Genomic DNA, 16,830 nt, shown 5'->3' on the forward strand with positions numbered 1-16,830 from the left:
GTCCCTCCTCGTACACCAGCGACGCAATCGGTACGTCGACGGGCCGACCACCTTGACCCCGAGGGTCCCGGCTTGGCACAATCACCCGGCCTGTCCGATGCCCTCCGTGCTCTGTCATCCGGGTTCCACCACGGGATCCGCTGCCGTACTCCTCCGAAGGTCGCTCTCGGGCGCCGGCTCCCATCCATGAGATCGAAACAGCTCGTCTTGTTCCTACTGTGCGGCGCGCTCGCCCTCACTGCCCGTGACGCGCCGGGTTTCGTCCCCCCGTGGGCGATCGATCCCGAGGCCACCGCGGCGGACTCGCGGACCGTGTCGAGCAACGTTCCTCCCGACGACGAATCGCAGGCGGCGAATCGGGAGCAGTTCGACGTCCTCGACTACGAGATCAACCTCGTGCCGGACTTCGACACGGAGTCACTGACGGGAACGGTGAAGATCTCGCTGCGGGCAGAGGAGGACGGGGTCGTCTTCGTCGATCTGGACCTGTCGAACACGCTCACGGTGGGATCGGTGACCAGCGCCGGCACGGCCCTGCCCTTCGACCACTCCGACGACGTCCTGCGGCTCTACCCCCAGGCGCCACTCCGCGAAGGCGACACGTGGACGGTGACCGTCCACTACGGCGGCGTACCTCAGCCGACCGGATTCCTGGGATTCTCGTTCGGAACGACGCCGGCCGGGGATCCACTGCTCGCCACCCTGAGCCAACCCTACGGCGCGCGGAGCTGGTGGCCGTGCAAGGACACGCCGAGCGACAAGGCCACGGTCCTGCTGCGGGTCGTCGTCCCCACCGGCATGTACGCGGCGAGCAACGGGATTCTGGAACTCGAGGCGCCCAGCGGCGACCGGACCCTCTTCCAGTGGCGCCACGACTACCCGATCTCGACGTACAACGTGAGCCTCGCCGTGGCCGACTACGTGAGCTGGGAAGAGACATGGCGCTCACCCGGCGGCCGTGAACTCCCGATCGAGTACCACGTGTTCCCCGAGCACGAGGAAGCGGCGCGCTTCGACTTCGGTCGAACCACCGACATCCTCGACTACTACACGGAACTGTTCGGCGAGTACCCCTTCGTCGACGAGAAGTACGGCATGGCCGAGTTCGTGTGGGAAGGTGCGATGGAGCACCAGACCATGACGAGCTACGGCGACGTGTTCCTGACCGGAGACCGGTTCTACGAGCGGATCATCGGTCACGAGCTCGCGCACCACTGGTGGGGCAACTCGATGACCCTGTCCGATTGGGGAGAGCTGTGGGTCCACGAGGGCTTCGCCACCCTCGCCGAGGGCCTGTGGGTCGAGCGCGCCGAGGGAACCGCCGCCTACCGCACCTTCCTGCGTCGACGCTCGAACGGCTGTTGCGGCTTCTCCGGGCCGATCAGCCCGCCGGACCGGCTGTTCAACCAGACCGTCTTCAACAAGGCCGCCTGGATGCTCCACATGCTCCGTGGGTTCCTCGGCGACACGGACTTCTTCGCCGCCATGTACGATCTCGCCCAGCGGCCCGAACTGCAGTACGGATCGATCGTCACCGAAGACGTCGTGGAACAGTTCGAGACGTCGACGGGGCGCTCGCTCCAATGGTTCTTCGACCAGTGGTTGTACCGCATCGGGCGTCCGACCTTCACGGTGGAGTGGACCACGAAGTCCGTGGGTGACCGGACGCGCGTGCAGGTGGAGATCGACCAGTCCGATCTCGCCGCGCCCTGGACCTTCCCGTTGCGACTGCGCGCCGTCACTCCGTCGGGCACGGTCGACCTCGAGACCTTCGTGGCCAGTGACACGCACCAGTTCACCGCCTTCGTCGAAGGCGACGTCCAGGACCTCCAGGTCGATCCCGACGAATGGTTGCTGAAGTTCGTCGTCGAGACGGCGACCGACGCCCCGGCGCCCATCGGCGCGACGGCCCAACTGCTGCCCAATGCCCCGAACCCCTTCAACCCGCGGACCGCACTGCGCTTCGAGTTGCCGACACCGCAGGACGTCCGGCTCCGAATCCTGGACGCCCGGGGGCGTGTGGTCGACGTGCTCGATCCCGGCCCCATGCCCGCCGGTCGGCACCGGATGCCCTGGTCGGGGATCGACCGGAAGGGGAACCCGGTTGCCTCGGGGACCTACCGCGTGGTACTCGAGGCCGACGGGACGGTGTCGTCGGTGCTTCCGATCACACTCGTCCGCTGAGACCCGGACCCTCCTCCGAAAGACCCGACGTGCTGCGTATCGGCCTTCTGCTCTCGGGCTGCGGGGCGCTCGACGGCAGCGACCCCACGCAGGTCGTGCTCTGGCGCCTCGTGGCGGCCCGCGAGGGCCACGTTCTCGTGCCCATGGCCCCCGACGTCGAACAGCACGACGTCGTGGGCCCACAGGGCGTCGTGGGGGGACCCGGCCGTCGGGCCCGTGACGAGGCCATGCGGTTGACCGGAGGCGTGATCGAGTCCGCGGCGGCGATCCGCCCCGACGAGATCGACGTGCTCGTCGTGCCCGGAGGCATGGGAGCCGCGAAGACCCTGTGCGATGCCGCAGTCACCGAACCGGTCTCGGTGCTGCCCGAACCCGGGGCGCTGGCCCGGGGTCTCACCGAGGCCGGGGGTGTCGTCGTCGCGGTCGACGAAGCCGTGGTCTGGGCGGCGTACGTGTTCGCCGAGCACGCCCCTCTCGACCTCGCGACCGACGACCGTTTCCCGGTCGAACGGGACCTCCGTGCCAACGGGCATCGACCCGTCGACACGCAGACCGCACCGGTGGTCGACACGACCCATCGTGTGGTCTCGCACTGGATCCCCGCCTCGCTCGACGTCGCCGGCGTCCTCGAACACATCGGAACGCTGCTCGACGCCGCCGACCGGCTGCTCGCGCGAGACCGAGAACAGCACACGTGAGGACACCCCCCGGCAGGAGCGGAGGGTGCCCTCGGTTCCGGGTCGCCGAACCCGGATGCATGGCCCAGATGGATGGGTTCCGGGAAGTGGATGCTCCCTGCGGTGAGACACCTCACACACCCACTCCCCGGCTCCCGGTCGTGCGCCGCGGCCGAGCATCGGATTCCGACGCGACTCTTCCCCAGACGGATCGACTCCGATGCCTTGCCTCGACGACACGGATCCACCCGAGGGTGGATTCGGGGCGGGCGTCGTGCGACCGCGGTCGGTCGCACTCGCGTGCCCGCTTCGGGACGACGATCCGTACTCGTGCAGGCGACGCCGGCGAAGGGCGCAGGGCGATGGTGTGGGCCGACGTGCGCCGTCCCGGGCCATCGGCCCGGACGACAGGAGCACGGCCGTTGGTCGTGTTCGTGGACCGCGGCGGCTCGACCGGAAGTGGGATCGCGTCAGGCGGTGCGACCATCACCCGCGGGCGAGACGGGTCGGGTCCTCACGGGAGCGCGCGCGGAGGGCTGGATAGGCGACCTGGCCACGTCGACGCTGCCGTGGAGTGAACTTACGGAGTCGATGACTGCCCGGTCAATATGCTCCCGACGCAGCGCGGGACGAGCGGGGACTCATCCGCGCAGCGAGAATCCGCCATCGACGGACAACACCTGACCCGTCACGTACGGGGCCGTCGCCAGGTAGAGCAGGGCGTCGACGACATCGTCGGGGTCGCCGTACTCACCCAGGGGGATCCGGCCGGCCGGCGGTCGATCGCCTCCGTCCTCCTCGCCCTCGAGCCGCAGGATTCCCGGTGCGATGGCGTTCACCGTGACCTCCGGCGCCAACGCCAGCGCCAGGGACCGGGTGGTCATCACGAGTCCAGCTTTGCTCACGCTGTACGACAGGTGCTGGCGGTAGGGGCGCAGCCCTCCCGTGCTGGCCACGTTCACGATGCATCCCTCCCCCCGGGCCCGCATGCGGCGACCGCACGCCAGCGACAGCAGATAGGGCGCACGCAGGTTGACCGCGATGCTCTCGTCGAAGTCCGCAGCGCCGCTGGCCTCGACGTCGGCGTGCAGCAGGACACCCGCATTGTTCACCAGCAGGCCGATCGGGCCCATGTCCCCCTCCACCGCGTCGACCAGGCCCTCGATCGCCGAGGTCGACCGCAGATCGGTCTCGTAGGCGCCTGCCTCGGTGCCGTCCCGGTCGAGTTCGTCGACGAGACGGCGGGCCTGCTCCCCGCTGCGGTGGTAGGTGAAGGCCACGTCGAAGCCCTCGTTCGCGAGGGCGCGCACGAAGCGGGCGCCGAGACGGCGGGCCCCTCCGGTGACCAGGGCCAGTACGGGCGCCGCTTCGGCGTCTGGATCCGCGGACGGGTTGCGATCGAAGGAGCTTTCGTCGGACACTGCTCGTACTCCCGTACGGGACACCGTGGTGCGGGCGCCGCCCGGCGGGGGATCGGCGCTGCGTGCGTCCCACGAGTGTATACCTTGTCGACCGGGTCGCGCACCTGAGCGTTTCCCCGGCTCTCCTCCCCTGGCGCCACCATGCAGAACATCCGAACGCTCGGCGAGCTCGAACGCACCGATTACCGCCCGTCGGCGGTGAAGGACGAGCTCCGACGCAACGTACTGCGCCGTCTGGGCGAGGGCAGCGAGCTCTTCCCCGGCGTGGTCGGCTACGACCGGACGGTGATCCCGGAGCTGATCAACGCGCTGCTCAGCCGCCACGACTTCATCCTGTTGGGTCTGCGGGGGCAGGCGAAGACCCGCCTCGTGCGCGGACTGACGGCCTTCCTCGATCCGCTCGTCCCGGCCGTCGACGGCAGCCCCTTCCACGACGATCCCATGAATCCGGTCAGTGCCGTGGGCCGCCGGATCGTGGCCGAGGCGGGTCCCGACACCCCCGTGATCTGGGTCACACCCGAGGATCGCTTCGTCGAGAAGCTGGCCACGCCCGACGTCACGATCGCCGACCTGATCGGAGACATCGATCCGATCAAGGCGGCCAGCGAGGGCCGTCACCTCGACGACGAGGAGATCATCCAGTACGGCATGGTCCCCCGCGCACACCGCGGTATCTTCGCGATCAACGAGCTGCCCGACCTCGCCCCCCGGATCCAGGTCGGCCTGCTGAACATCATGGAGGAGAAAGACGTCCAGATCCGCGGCTTCCCGGTGCGCCTGCCGATCGACGTGCAGATGGTCTTCACCGCGAACCCAGAGGACTACACCAACCGCGGTTCGATCATCACGCCGCTGAAGGATCGCATCGACAGCCAGATCCACACGCACTACCCGCTCGTCCTCTCGCAGGCGATGCAGATCACCGAACAGGAGAGCTGGAAGGACCGGGACCTGGAGGTGCACATCCCCTCCTTCCTGCGCCGTGTGGTCGACGAGGTGGTCTTCCTGGCCCGTGAGAGCGAGTTCGTGGACCACGCCAGTGGCGTGAGCGCCCGCGCGTCGATCAGCGCCTACGAGAACCTGATCAGCAACGTGGAGCGTCGCGTGGCCGAACACGGCCCGGACGCCGCCACGGTGCGCGTCTGCGACCTCGACTCGATGATCCCGGCCCTGGTGGGGAAGATGGAGCTGGCCTACGAGGGCGAACAGGAGGGGGCCGTCACCATCTGCCGGAATCTCATCGGCAAGGCGGTGCAGCGGGCCTTCGTCGACGTCTTCCCCGATCCGACCGCACGGAGCGGTCGACGCGAACGCACGGCGCTCGACGACGACACCTCGTCGCACGGCTCCGAGCTGGACACGTCGATCTACGGCAGTGTCACCGGCCACTTCAGTGGAGGGACACGAGTCCGGCTCGGAGATCGGATGAGCGAGTCCGAGTACCGGGAAGCCCTCGACGCGGTCCCGGGCCTGGAGGAGCTCGTCCGTCAGCACGTCGACGACGTCGACGAACGCGATGTCCACCCGGCCATGGAGATGGTGCTCGAGGGTCTCTTCCAGAGCAGCTTCGTGGCCAAGGAGAACCTGGACCGCAACACCTTCTACTCGGACATGCTCCTGCGCATGATGCAGGGCATGGGCAACGACTGAGGACCCGCGTGCTCTACGAGTACTTCGAATGGGATCCCGAACTGTGGAAGGACCTGGTCTCCTTCGACCAGATGAGGAAGTTCTTCCACTACCTCGTCACCGTCACCGCGGGCGACGTCGACGAAGCCCTGCGAATCATGGAACGGTTGCAGCAACAGGGCTACCTCCCGCAGGACGTCGACCTGCAACAGTTCCGTCGTGATCTCGAGGGGCGCGAGGAGATCCGCGCCAACGACGAGGGTGGCTTCGACCTGACGGCGCGTGGCGAACGCGTACTGCGCCGCACGGCGCTCGAACAGATGTTCGGCCGACTGCGCAAGCGCGGCGGCGGCGACCACCGGCTGCCGCAGGAAGGCCGCGGCGGGGAGGCCACGAGCGAGACCCGTGAGTGGCGTTTCGGAGACGAGGTCAGCAAGATCGACTTCCGACGCAGCTACCAGAACGCCCTGCGCCGGGCCGGCCTGCAGAACCTGCACCTGAGCGAGCAGGACCTCGAGGTGCACGACACCGAGCACCTCACCAACTGTGCCACCGTTCTACTGCTCGACATCAGCCACTCCATGATCCTCTACGGCGAGGACCGGATCACGCCCGCGAAGCAGGTCGCCCTGGGGCTGGTCGAACTGATCCGGACGAAGTTCCCGAAGGACTCGATCGACGTGGTCCTCTTCGGCAACGAGGCCTTCCCGGTGTCGATCGAGGAGCTGCCCTACGTGCAGGTCGGACCCTTCCACACCAACACGCGTGCCGCGCTGCAGGCGGCACGCAAGATCCTGCGGCGGCGAAAGCACAGCAACAAGCAGGTGATCCTGATCACCGACGGCAAACCCACGGTGATCGCCGACGAAGAAGGGGTGATCTACCGCAACACCTTCGGCCTCGACCCGAAGATCGTGAACAAGACCCTCGACGAGGCCGTGGCGCTGCGCAAGGAACGCATCCCGATCACCACGTTCATGATCGCCAGCGATCTCTACCTGCAGCAGTTCGTGCACCGGCTCACCGAGTTGAACCACGGCAAGGCCTACTTCAGCGAAGCCGGGAACCTGGGCGAGTTCGTGCTCGTGGACTTCGTCCGCAACCGGCGCGGGCGGATGCGTTGAGCTCCGCGACGCGGCGTCAGACGCCCTCGACCACGATCATCCGGGACTCGGCGACCGCCTGTCGTAGCGCCTTGGCCTCGCGGTAGTCCTCCGACGACCACCAGGCCTTGGCCCTCTCGTAGGTGGGGAACTCCAGCACCACCACCCGCTGCGGTTCCCAGGCTCCCTCGAGCGGCTCCGATCGCCCACCACGCACCACGTAGCGACCGTCGTAGCGTTCGACACTCTCGGCAGCCATGGCTTTGTAGTCCTCGTAGCGCTCGGGATTGCTGACGGCGATGTCGACGATCACGTAGGCACTCACGGCGTTCCTCCCCGCAGGTGGCGGTCGAACCAATCGAGCGTGGCTCCGAACACACGGTCGAGATGCGGCGTGCTCCCCTCGTAGGGATGCACGGCGCCGAAGGTGTGCGTGCCGCCCTCGACCTCGACCAGTTCGCACCCCTGTTCGGGCGTGCGACCGGCACGCAGCAGACGAGCTTCGTCGAGTGGCACGGCCATGTCGCGCGTTCCGTGCAGGATCAGGTGCGGCACCTCCATGCGCTCGGCGCACAGGGCGGGCTCGACGCGGCCGGCGTGCTCGCGGGCGTCGACCACGTAGTCCCACGACATGGTCATGCGCTGGCCGGTGCGGGCGTTGGTGAACTCCATCACCCCATCCTCCTCCCAGCGCTCGAGCTGCCCCTCGGTGTAGCGAAGGGCGCGGCCGACACCACTCCAGGTCACGACCGCGCCGACCTCCTCCGGACGCTCCGAAGCCACGGCCATGACCGGGATCGACCCGCGGCTGTGCCCGAGCAGTCCGGCTCTCGCCGTGCGCGCTCCGGGATCGATCGGTGCCTCCGTCCGCGCCCACTCGAGCACCTGCTCGAGATCCGCGACCTCGCGGGTCAGGGTGTTGCGCTCGAAGAGGTCGAGTCGGGAGAACTGTTCGGGGTCGTCTCCGATCCCGTTCATCGAGAAGTCGAGAACGATCGACGCGAAGCCGGCCGCGGCCAGTCGCTCGCCGAGGTCGGGAAAGAATCCCCAGCGCTTGAATCCCTTGAAGCCGTGGGCGACGATGACGATCGCACGCGGCGGCCGCTCCGGATCGACCCGAAGGTCGAGACGCAGGGGGAGGTCGTCGGGAGTCCTGAGTTCGATGGTCTCGAGTCGCGTGGCCATGATGCACCCGCTGCCGTGGCGACGAAGCGATGGAGCTCGCATGACGAGAACGCGCGTGGAAGCCGTCGTCTTCGACCTCGACGGAACGCTCGTCGATTCCGGGACCGCGGTGATCGGAGCGGTCGCCACGGGAATCCGTGAAGTGGCGGAACGGCACGGGCACGGAAGGATCGACGTGGATCCGTCGGTGCTGCGTGCCGCGCTCGGACGACCCGCGCGCGAATACTTCCGCACGGTCCTGCCGCGGAAGCTAGTGGATCTGGCCGACGAGGTCAAAGAGGTGGCGACCCGACACGAAGTCGATGCGCTGCGCGAAGGCCACGGGCGCACCTTCGACGCGGTCCTTCCCACTCTCGATGCCCTTCGCAGCTCTGGACGTCGTCTGGCCTGCGTCAGCAACGCCCAGGCTCCCTACTTCCGTGCCGCCCTGGACCACCTGGGACTCGGATCCCGCTTCGCGTTCACCGAGTGTCAGGAGGAGCTCCCGGCGGGCGCGGACCCACCCTTCAAGGTGGCGATGTTGCGTCGTGCCCTGGCAGCACTGGACGTCGCTCCGGCCCGGGCGGTGATGGTCGGGGACCGCGAGGAGGATCTCGTCTCCGGGCGGACCGTCGGATGCCGGACGATCGGAGCCGTCTACGGTTTCGGCGAACCGGACGAGTTCGTCGACGCGGACGCCACGGTGGAACGCTTCGCCGCACTCGTGGACGTGATCGACGCCTTCGAATGAGGGAGGTCAGCCCACGGCTGCGGCCAGCGCCCGCCGCACCGCATCGACCTCTGCGGCCGGAAAACCTCCGCGTGCGTGATCCGGGCGGCCTCCCCCGCGCCCCCCGACGGGGGTGAGCACCTCGCGTAGCACCGTCGACGCGTCGATCTCGAGGTCGTCGCTCCGCGCCACCGTGAGCGCACCCCGATCGCCGTCGACGGTGATCAGTCCGACGAAGGTCCCTTCGTGCTTCGTCAACAGCCGCACCGCCGTGGGCACCGCCAGGGCCTCGTCCTCGTCGAGCTCCCGGATCACCGCGCGCACGCCCGAGTCCTGCGGCTCGGTCCCGGCCCACCACCGCTCGCACCGCGCCGCCACGAGCTCCCGCGCAAGGGCCTCCAGCCGGCGCAGGCGCTCCTTCGACGTGCGCATCAGCTTCTCCACCGTGGCGTCGACGAACTCGGCTCCGGTGGTCAGGCGCAGCGCCACGGCATCGAGCCAGCGCTGCCGCTCGCGGCGATGGTGCAGCGCCCGGTCGCCGCACCAGAAGTTCACGCGCGTGCCGCCCTTGATCTTGTCGGTACCGGTGATCACCACCAGCCCGACCTCGGCCGTGTTCGCGACGTGCGTACCTCCGCACGGACAACGGTCGACACCCTCGACCTCGACCACCCGGATCGGTCCCGATCGCTTCGAGATCTTGCGCGGACCCATGGCCGCCACTTCGTCGTGTGAGAGCTGATGCACGTGCACCGGCCGGGCGTCCCACAGGAAGTGGTTGGTGGCGTCCTCGATCTCGTCGAGCTGCGTGTCGGTGAGGGAGTCGGTGGCCAGGTCCAGGGTGTTGCCGCTCTCGCCCAGGCGGGAACTGACCGTCTGCAGTCCCAGACGGGTGAAGAACACCGCACTGAGGACGTGCTGACCGCTGTGCTGCTGGCGGTGGTGCGCGCGGCGCTCCGCGTCGATCGTCGCGTGCACCGTCGACCCGGCCGTCGGCGCCGGGCCCTCGACCACGTGGACGATCGTCCCGTCGTCTCCTTCGACCACGTCGACGACCCGAGCGTCGCCCAGGGTTCCGGTGTCATGCATCTGTCCGCCGCTGGTCGGGTAGAAGAACGATGCGTCGAGCACGACGTGGCTGAGCCCTCCCTGTCCGGAGACGACGTCGCGCACGACGGCGTCGAATTCGGTGCGGTAGGCGTCGTCGTAGTACAGGCGTCGGGTCATCGGGCACTCCGGGTCCGGGGCGACGGTCGACCGGTCAGGGTAAGCGCTCGGCCGCACACACGAAACCCCCGCACGCTCGCGCGCACGGGGGCTCCGCGCTCTCCGCTCGTGGAGGGGTCAGCGATCCTCGAGGCGCTCCAGCCGTCGTTGCAGACGTTCGAGTTCCCGCTCGAGCACGCGGATCTCGTCGCGGATCGCGTCGGCCGAGTCGTCGGAGCGACCGGCCTCGCGCTCGTCGCGACGATCATAGCGATCGAGGTGGTCCCGGCCACCGCGACGCTCGTGACGCTCGACGTCCCGCAGCGCCCGCTCGACCTGCCGTTCGACCCGCCGGCTGATGCGCTCGGCCATGCGGCCCAGGTGCTCGAAGTCCTGATCGTCGAGGTGCTCGAGCCGTTCCTCGAGGCGACGGGCGAATCGTTCCATGTTCTCTTCGAAGCGCTCGGCGTCGAAGTGGGTGGGGGCGCCGTCATCGCCGTGGACCCAGACCCGGGAGCGTCCGTCGACCTCGACATCGATGTCGAGGTCCAGGTCCTCGAGCATCCGGATCACGTCCTCGGCGATCCCGGTTCCGAGCTCGCCCATGTCCTCGGCCAGACGTTCGATCTCGCGGGTGTCGACCTCGTGCACCACGCGGCCGTCGTCGCCGAGGATCACGATCCGGTCGCCGCCCGTGGCGGGCGTGTCCATCCCGGCGAGGAGGGCGACCGCGCCGATCACGAGCAGCGCGACTCCCACGGCGGCGTTGGCGTTGCGACGGATTCTCATGGGCGGACCTCCCCGGTGTGGGCGCGGACACCACGGCGGCACCGCGCAGTTCGTGGACGGGACTACGGGCGCGGGCGGAGAAGGTTACAGGGAAGCTGCGGAGAATCTCGCCGCCGGAGCCCCCGGGGCACCGCACCGCCTCAGACCACGGCGTCGCGTCGCTCGATCTCGGGCGACAGTCCCGCGACGATCTCGTAGTGGATGGTCTGGGCCCACTCGCCGAGCTGCTCCGCGGTGAGTTCCTCGTCCCCCTGGCACCCGAGCAGGACCACCTCGTCGCCGTCGCGGGGATCGTCGAGATGGGACACGTCGACCATGATCAGATTCATGCACACCCGCCCGCGAACCGGGCAGCGGCGACCCTCGACGAGCACGTACGCCCGGCCGCTCATGGTGCGGCGGTAGCCGTCGGCGTAGCCCACCGGAACGATGGCGATCCGGGCGTCGACCTCGACCTTGTGCGTGCACCCGTAGCCGATGAAGCCACCGGCCGGAACGGTCTTGATCTCGGTCAGGACGCTCTTCCAGGTGAGAGCGGATTCGAGGACCAGGCCGGCGGCGCCCTGTTCCCGCGCGCTGATCAGGGTCTCGCGGCTGGGCCAGTAGCCGTAGGCCGCGATCCCCGGGCGGACCATGTCGTAGTGCGTCTCCGGGAACAGGATCGCAGCCGCGCTCGACCCGATGTGACGCACGCGTGGCTCGAGGCCCATGTCGCACGCCAGGTCCGACGCAGCGTCGAAACGCGCGATCTGACTGCGAGCGAAGTCGTGGCGGGTGGTGTCCTCGATGTTGGCGAAGTGACTGTGCAGGCCCACGAACTCGAGACCGGACTCCCCCCGGATCCGTTCGAGGCAGCTACGGAGCCCGTCCAGGTCCATGCCCTGCCGGTGCGTGCCGGTCTCGACCTTGAGGTGGAGCATCGCGGGCCGTCCCGCGGCGGCCGCGGCAGCGACCGCGGCATCCAGACGCCCCGGCACGCTGAGGGTGAGATGGACACCCCGGCGGACGAGTTCGGCCAGCGACTCGGTGTCCCAGGGACCCACCATCAGGACGGTGTGGTCGAGGCGCAGGTCGAGAACGCGAAATGCCTCGTGGGGCGCGTGGACGCAGATCCAGTCGGCACCACCCGAGACGAAGGCCCGCGCGGCACGCTCCAGGCCGTGCCCGTAGCCATTGCTCTTCACCACCGGGGCGAGCAGGACGTCGGGCCCGATCCGACGACGAAAGGCCGCTGCGTTGGCGGCCAACCGCGACGCGTCGACCTCGATCCACTGGTTGCTCATGACCGCTTCAACCCGAGGCCGGGCGGGACACGCCGAACAGGTCCTGACGGTGGCGGACCAGCGCGAAACCGTGCGCACGGGCGATCTCGTCCTGCCGGCGTTCCATGGCCTCGTCGCGGAACTCCTTCACGTCGCCCGTCTGCTCGTCGATGAAGTGGTCGTGGTGCTGCTCGTCACGGGGCTCGAACCGCGTGAGACCGTCGCCGAAGTGGCGACAGGCCGCGAGCCCCGAGTCGACCAACAGCTTGAGCGTACGGTACACCGTGGCGTAGCCGATCGAGGAGTCCCGCGTCTTCACACGGCCCAGCAGATCCTCGACGCTCACGTGGTCCTCGACACCGGCGAAGAGCTCGGCGATGAGATCGCGCTGCTTCGTGTACTTGAGGCCCTCGCGGTTCAGGTACGTCCGGAACGCCGCGGGAAGGTCCGGCGCCACGTCGTCGGGCGGGGAGGGCCGCAGTTCGTCGACGATCGCCCGGCCGTGCTCCTCCAGGCAGGCGGGGCACACCCCGAAGAGTTCGTGGCGATGGTGCGTGAGCCGGTAGCCGAGGTCTTCGGCCACCTGCTCCTGCCGCCGCTCGATGAACTCGTCGTGGAACTCCACGATGGTCTGGCAGACCAGGCAGATCAGGTGGTCGTGGTGGTCCTCGTCGAGCGGTTCGTAACGCGCGAAGCCCTCGCCGAAGTTCCGCAGCGATGCCATCCCGCCGTCGACCAGCAGCTTCAGCGTGCGGTAGACCGTGGCGTATCCGATCGAGGAATCGCGCTCGCGCACCCGCAGGAGCAGGTCCTCGACACTGACGTGGTCCTCGACCCGAGCGAACTCGGCCGCGATCAGCTCGCGCTGGCGCGTGGTCTTCATGCCCTCGCGCGAGAGGTAGTCGCGGAACGCGGCCACGAGCGCTTCGCTGCGCGGATCCTGGGCTTCGGGCTGCACTCGGTTCACGGCGTCGACGCGGGGCTGGGGAATCGTCGGCCCAGAGTGGGCCCGCTCGCGGGAGGTGTCAAGCGAGCGGGAGCGGAGGGCACCTCGAGTCCCTCCGCTCCCGTGTCGGGAATCGCCGGTCAGCAGTGGTCGGCCGCACCCGACATGGCGCCGGCGAGCAGCCCGATGAAGCCACCGCCTCCGGCCCCCAGGCCCACGCCGACGGGCCCGCCGGCCAGACCGAGTCCTCCTCCGACACCGGCGCCCATGAGGCCAGCGCGCAGACTGTCTCCGACGACACCGAGCACACAGGGGAGGAGCCCTTCGTCCTCCCGCAGGAGAACGGTTCCACGCTGTGCGATCGCCTCGAAGCCGCGTTCCTGGACGTCCAGGTAGAGCCGGACCGCCTGCCGCTCCTGCACCGTCCAGGGTGCCGACGTCAGGGTGATCCGTTTGCGCGTCGCCCACCGGCAGAACGTCGCGACGTCGCCGGTGCCCGCCACCGCGGCATCGATCTCGTCGAGTGCGTTCTGCACCCCGGGGCTCGGGGACTCCGCGCCACTGCGCGGGAACGAGTCACCCTCGGAGGCGCGGTGGAAGCTCTCGAGGGCCGCCGCGCGAGCCTCCGGGTCGTCGGCGAAGTGTCGATCGATGAAGTCCAGGCTGGCCCGGCGGAGATCCGCCGAGTCGCCCCGAAGGGCACCGGTGAGCTCGAGGTGGTCGAAATAGGCGTCCACGGACGCGATCATCTTCTCGAGTCCCGGTGCCACGTCGGGCTCCGGCGGTTCCGTGGTGACGATGTCGACGGGCTCTTCGCCACAGGCGGTGACGACGGTCAGGACGAAGAGGGACAGGAGCGTGCGGAAGGGCGTGATGCCCGTTCGGGTTCTCAATGGGGACCTCCGGTCTCGGGAGTGGTCGCGGGAGGCGTCCACACACACCGGCGGAGGCTCACGGTTCGGCAGAGGGAGGCGGGCCGAGCTCGCAACGGATCCGGTGCACAGCCTTCGTATAGCCATCCGGACGGACGTATGTCAACGCACCCGTGCGAATCGTCACCGCACGTGGACAGAAGACATCGTCTGGTTCACGCCGCCTCACCCAGCTGCTCGACCTTCGGCTCGCCTCCGTCGCAGCGGATCCGGATCTTGTTCTCCTGGTAGACCGTGTCGACGTGCACGGGCCGCTGCCAGAGCCGTTGCAGATTCTGGACCGTCGCCTGCGCGTAACGGATGTCCAGGGGAATCCCCTCGAAGGCGTGCTCGAGGTGCAGCTCGCCCCGCCCTTCGAAGTCGGCGTCGACGATCGAGATCAGCGGTTGCCCCCCGTTCGTCAACTGGGCGAGCAGGTGCTTCTTGATCTTGTCGAACTCACGGCTGGCGATCACGTACTGATCCTTGTCGAGATCGTACTGGTAGACGAACAGCCGGTGTTCCATGCAGAACTCTTCGGTGAGGAAGGTGTCGATGAAGGTCACGTCGTTGTAGATCTTCCGCACCTCGAAGATCTTGTCGCGCCCCAGGCCGAGCTGACGGTTCCAGCGCTTGCGTTCCTCGAAGCTGTCGCAGGCTTCGTATTCCTCGCCGAAGCGACCGCGATTCCAGCGGTCCTCGATGTCGCGGAAGAGGTAGAGTCCGATCTTGTAGGGATTGAAGCCCTGGCCGCCCACCGTTCCGGAGTGGTGATCGGCGAAGTCCACGATCTCGGAGTCGTCCATCACGCGTTCGGTCATCATGCGCGAGTGCCAGTAGGTGGCCCAGCCCTCGTTCATGACCTTGGTCTGCCACTGGGGCGCGAAGTAGTAGCTCTCGTCGCGCACCATGCCCAGGATGTCCCGCTGCCAGCCCGTCAGCGGGGCGTAGTGCATGAGGAAGAGCAGGATGTCCCGTTCGGGATTCACCGGGAAGGACTTCTTGGCCCGGCGTGCCTCCTCGTAGGCCTCGCGCTGCTTCGCGATCACCTCTTCGGGATTGATGAAGGCGTCCATGTACGGCTTCGCCTGGAACCGGAAGTCCGGCGGCGCGGTGACGCGGTCGTCCTCCGGCGCCTCGAAACCCGACCGACGGCGTTCGATGAACTGCCCGTGCACGTCGATCAAGCGGTCGAGCGACAGACACAGGTCGAGGAAGCTCTCCACCTCCTCGAGTCCGTACAGATCGATGTAGCGCCGGATCCGCGAGGCGTGGTTCGCGATCTCGTCGATCATCTTCCGGTTCGTCTTGCTGAACCAGATGTTGTTCTTGAAGAAGTCGTTGTGTCCGTAGACGTGGCACATCACCAACTTCTGGTCGATGATGTCGTTCTCCTTCATCAGGTACGCGTAGCACGGGTCGTTGTTGATCACCATCTCGTAGATCTTCTGCAACCCGTACTGGTAGCCCTTGTTCAGCCGGTCGAACTCCATGCCGTGCGACCAGTGCGGGTAGCGCACCGGGAAGCCGCCATAGGCCGCGACCTCGTTCAACTGGCGGTAGTCGACCAGCTCGAAGACCTGCTGGAAGCAGTCCAGTCCGTAGTCGAGGGCGTGACCCTCGATCTTGTTCTGCCAGCGACGGAGATCGTCGACGTTCAGCACTGTCGATCACCGGCCTCTCTGTTCACGATCCCGACCTAGCGTCCCTTGCCCAGGAAGGTCTTGATCGACTCGGGGATGTCGTCCTTGCTGTCGACCTGGCTGGTCACCAGGACCTCGTCCTCGCCCAGACGCGACTCGAGATCGCGCTTGAACTGTCCCGAGCCGTAGGTGGAAGTCACCTGCCCGTAGCTGAACTGGTTCACGCGCGGCAACAGGAATTCCGACAACAGCTCGATGCAGATCTCGGTGTCGCCGCCGCCCCAGTTGTCGCCGTCGGAGAAGTGGAACGGATAGATGTTCCATTCCTGGTGGGGGTAGTCTTCGTGGATGATCTCGGCGGCCAGGGTGTAGGCGCTGCTGATCTTCGTTCCCCCGCTCTCGCGGGTGTGGAAGAAGGTCTCGCGGTCGACCTCACGCGCGGTGGCGTCGTGGATGATGAATCGGAAGTCGACGTTCTTGTACTGGGTACGAAGCCAGGTGTCGATCCAGAAGGCCTCGGTGCGCACGATCTCCTTCTGCTCGTCGCCCATCGATCCCGACACGTCCATCATGTACAGGATCGCAGCGTTGCTCGACGGCTCCTGCACCCGGTTCCAGCTCTTGTAGCGCATGTCGCGCTTGATCGGGACGATGTTCGGATCCCGGGGATCGTAGGTCCCGGTGGCGACCATGCGCTTGAGCGCCTGCCGGTACGTGCGTTTGAAGTGGCGTAGACCGGGCGGACCGACCTCGCTGATCCCGGTGTACTTGTCGCGGTAGTTCTGGATCTGGTTCTTCCCGCGCGGCTCGATCCGGGGGAGTTCGAGTTCCTCACCCAGCATCCGGGCCAGCTCCTCGAGCGTGACCTCGACCTCGAGGACGTGGTCTCCCTCGCCCTCGCCGGCCTCGCCCGTACCGTCCTGACCGGCGTCGACGGGTTGGCCCTCGCCACCCTCACCCATGCCCACGCCGCCCTGCTCCTGCTGACCGAAGCGGAAGTGCGGGATGTCGATCGTGGGCACGGGAATGCTGACGAGGTCCTTGCCCTTCTTCCCGGTCATGGACCCGTGCGAGATGTACTTGCGGAGGTTCCCCTTGATCTTCCCACGCACGATGTCGCGGAAGCGCCCGAGGTCCCGGTCGATGCGGCTGATTTCCACGGCTC

15 protein-coding genes are annotated in these 16,830 nt (G+C 67.8%); 5 read left to right on the forward strand and 10 right to left on the reverse strand.

All coding sequences use genetic code 11. The annotated features are described in order from the left end of the window. Positions 1–207: 207 nt before the first annotated feature. On the forward strand, positions 208–2,184 hold the full coding sequence (locus VKA86_01380) for a M1 family aminopeptidase (protein ID HKK69839.1): 1,977 nt from the start codon (positions 208–210) through the stop codon (positions 2,182–2,184). A gap of 29 nt (positions 2,185–2,213) precedes the next feature. Beyond that, complete coding sequence (locus VKA86_01385; protein HKK69840.1) at positions 2,214–2,882, forward strand: hypothetical protein; 669 nt, start codon at positions 2,214–2,216, stop codon at positions 2,880–2,882. A 620-nt stretch (positions 2,883–3,502) separates the two neighbouring features. On the opposite strand, the gene VKA86_01390 is transcribed toward VKA86_01385, so the two are convergent. Next, positions 3,503–4,282, reverse strand: coding sequence for an SDR family oxidoreductase (locus tag VKA86_01390; GenBank protein ID HKK69841.1), 780 nt, complete (start codon positions 4,280–4,282; stop codon positions 3,503–3,505). A 141-nt stretch (positions 4,283–4,423) separates the two neighbouring features. Between VKA86_01390 and VKA86_01395 the strand changes: the two genes are divergently transcribed. Together VKA86_01395 and VKA86_01400 are read left to right on the forward strand one after the other, a co-directional pair. Further along, positions 4,424–5,932, forward strand: a complete 1,509-nt coding sequence (locus tag VKA86_01395; GenBank protein ID HKK69842.1) for a sigma 54-interacting transcriptional regulator — start codon at positions 4,424–4,426, stop codon at positions 5,930–5,932. Between the two features lie 8 nt (positions 5,933–5,940). Next, positions 5,941–7,035 carry a VWA domain-containing protein gene (locus VKA86_01400; GenBank protein ID HKK69843.1) on the forward strand — a complete coding sequence of 365 codons (1,095 nt, stop codon included), beginning with the start codon at positions 5,941–5,943 and terminating at the stop codon, positions 7,033–7,035. A 16-nt stretch (positions 7,036–7,051) separates the two neighbouring features. Here the strand turns inward: VKA86_01400 and VKA86_01405 are convergent, their stop codons facing one another. Together VKA86_01405 and VKA86_01410 are read right to left on the reverse strand one after the other, a co-directional pair. Next, entirely contained in the window at positions 7,052–7,339 is a 288-nt protein-coding gene (locus VKA86_01405; GenBank protein ID HKK69844.1) for a DUF1330 domain-containing protein, read from the reverse strand. Then, positions 7,336–8,199: an alpha/beta fold hydrolase gene (locus VKA86_01410; GenBank protein HKK69845.1), complete on the reverse strand. Its 864-nt coding sequence runs from the start codon at positions 8,197–8,199 to the stop codon at positions 7,336–7,338. The genes VKA86_01405 and VKA86_01410 overlap by 4 nt, the downstream gene beginning before the upstream one ends. 40 nt (positions 8,200–8,239) lie before the next feature. Between VKA86_01410 and VKA86_01415 the strand changes: the two genes are divergently transcribed. Next, positions 8,240–8,929 (forward strand): HAD family hydrolase, encoded by a 690-nt coding sequence (locus VKA86_01415; GenBank protein ID HKK69846.1) that lies wholly within the window; start codon positions 8,240–8,242, stop codon positions 8,927–8,929. Positions 8,930–8,935: 6 nt separating this feature from the next. On the opposite strand, the gene VKA86_01420 is transcribed toward VKA86_01415, so the two are convergent. From VKA86_01420 to VKA86_01450, 7 genes are all read right to left on the reverse strand, one after another. Further along, positions 8,936–10,135 carry a DHHA1 domain-containing protein gene (locus VKA86_01420; GenBank protein ID HKK69847.1) on the reverse strand — a complete coding sequence of 400 codons (1,200 nt, stop codon included), beginning with the start codon at positions 10,133–10,135 and terminating at the stop codon, positions 8,936–8,938. A gap of 117 nt (positions 10,136–10,252) precedes the next feature. After that, entirely contained in the window at positions 10,253–10,903 is a 651-nt protein-coding gene (locus tag VKA86_01425; GenBank protein HKK69848.1) for a hypothetical protein, read from the reverse strand. A gap of 140 nt (positions 10,904–11,043) precedes the next feature. Next, positions 11,044–12,186, reverse strand: coding sequence for an alanine racemase (alr, locus tag VKA86_01430; protein HKK69849.1), 1,143 nt, complete (start codon positions 12,184–12,186; stop codon positions 11,044–11,046). A gap of 7 nt (positions 12,187–12,193) precedes the next feature. After that, complete coding sequence (locus VKA86_01435; protein HKK69850.1) at positions 12,194–13,132, reverse strand: transcriptional repressor; 939 nt, start codon at positions 13,130–13,132, stop codon at positions 12,194–12,196. Between the two features lie 119 nt (positions 13,133–13,251). Continuing rightward, positions 13,252–14,004, reverse strand: coding sequence for a hypothetical protein (locus tag VKA86_01440; protein HKK69851.1), 753 nt, complete (start codon positions 14,002–14,004; stop codon positions 13,252–13,254). 194 nt (positions 14,005–14,198) lie between these two features. Continuing rightward, on the reverse strand, positions 14,199–15,686 hold the full coding sequence (locus tag VKA86_01445) for a SpoVR family protein (protein ID HKK69852.1): 1,488 nt from the start codon (positions 15,684–15,686) through the stop codon (positions 14,199–14,201). Positions 15,687–15,721: 35 nt separating this feature from the next. Continuing rightward, entirely contained in the window at positions 15,722–16,825 is a 1,104-nt protein-coding gene (locus VKA86_01450; protein ID HKK69853.1) for a DUF444 family protein, read from the reverse strand. Positions 16,826–16,830: the final 5 nt, after the last annotated feature.

It is taken from the genome of Candidatus Krumholzibacteriia bacterium (assembly GCA_035268685.1).
In the GTDB taxonomy this organism is placed as follows: Bacteria; Krumholzibacteriota; Krumholzibacteriia; order JAJRXK01; family JAJRXK01; genus JAJRXK01.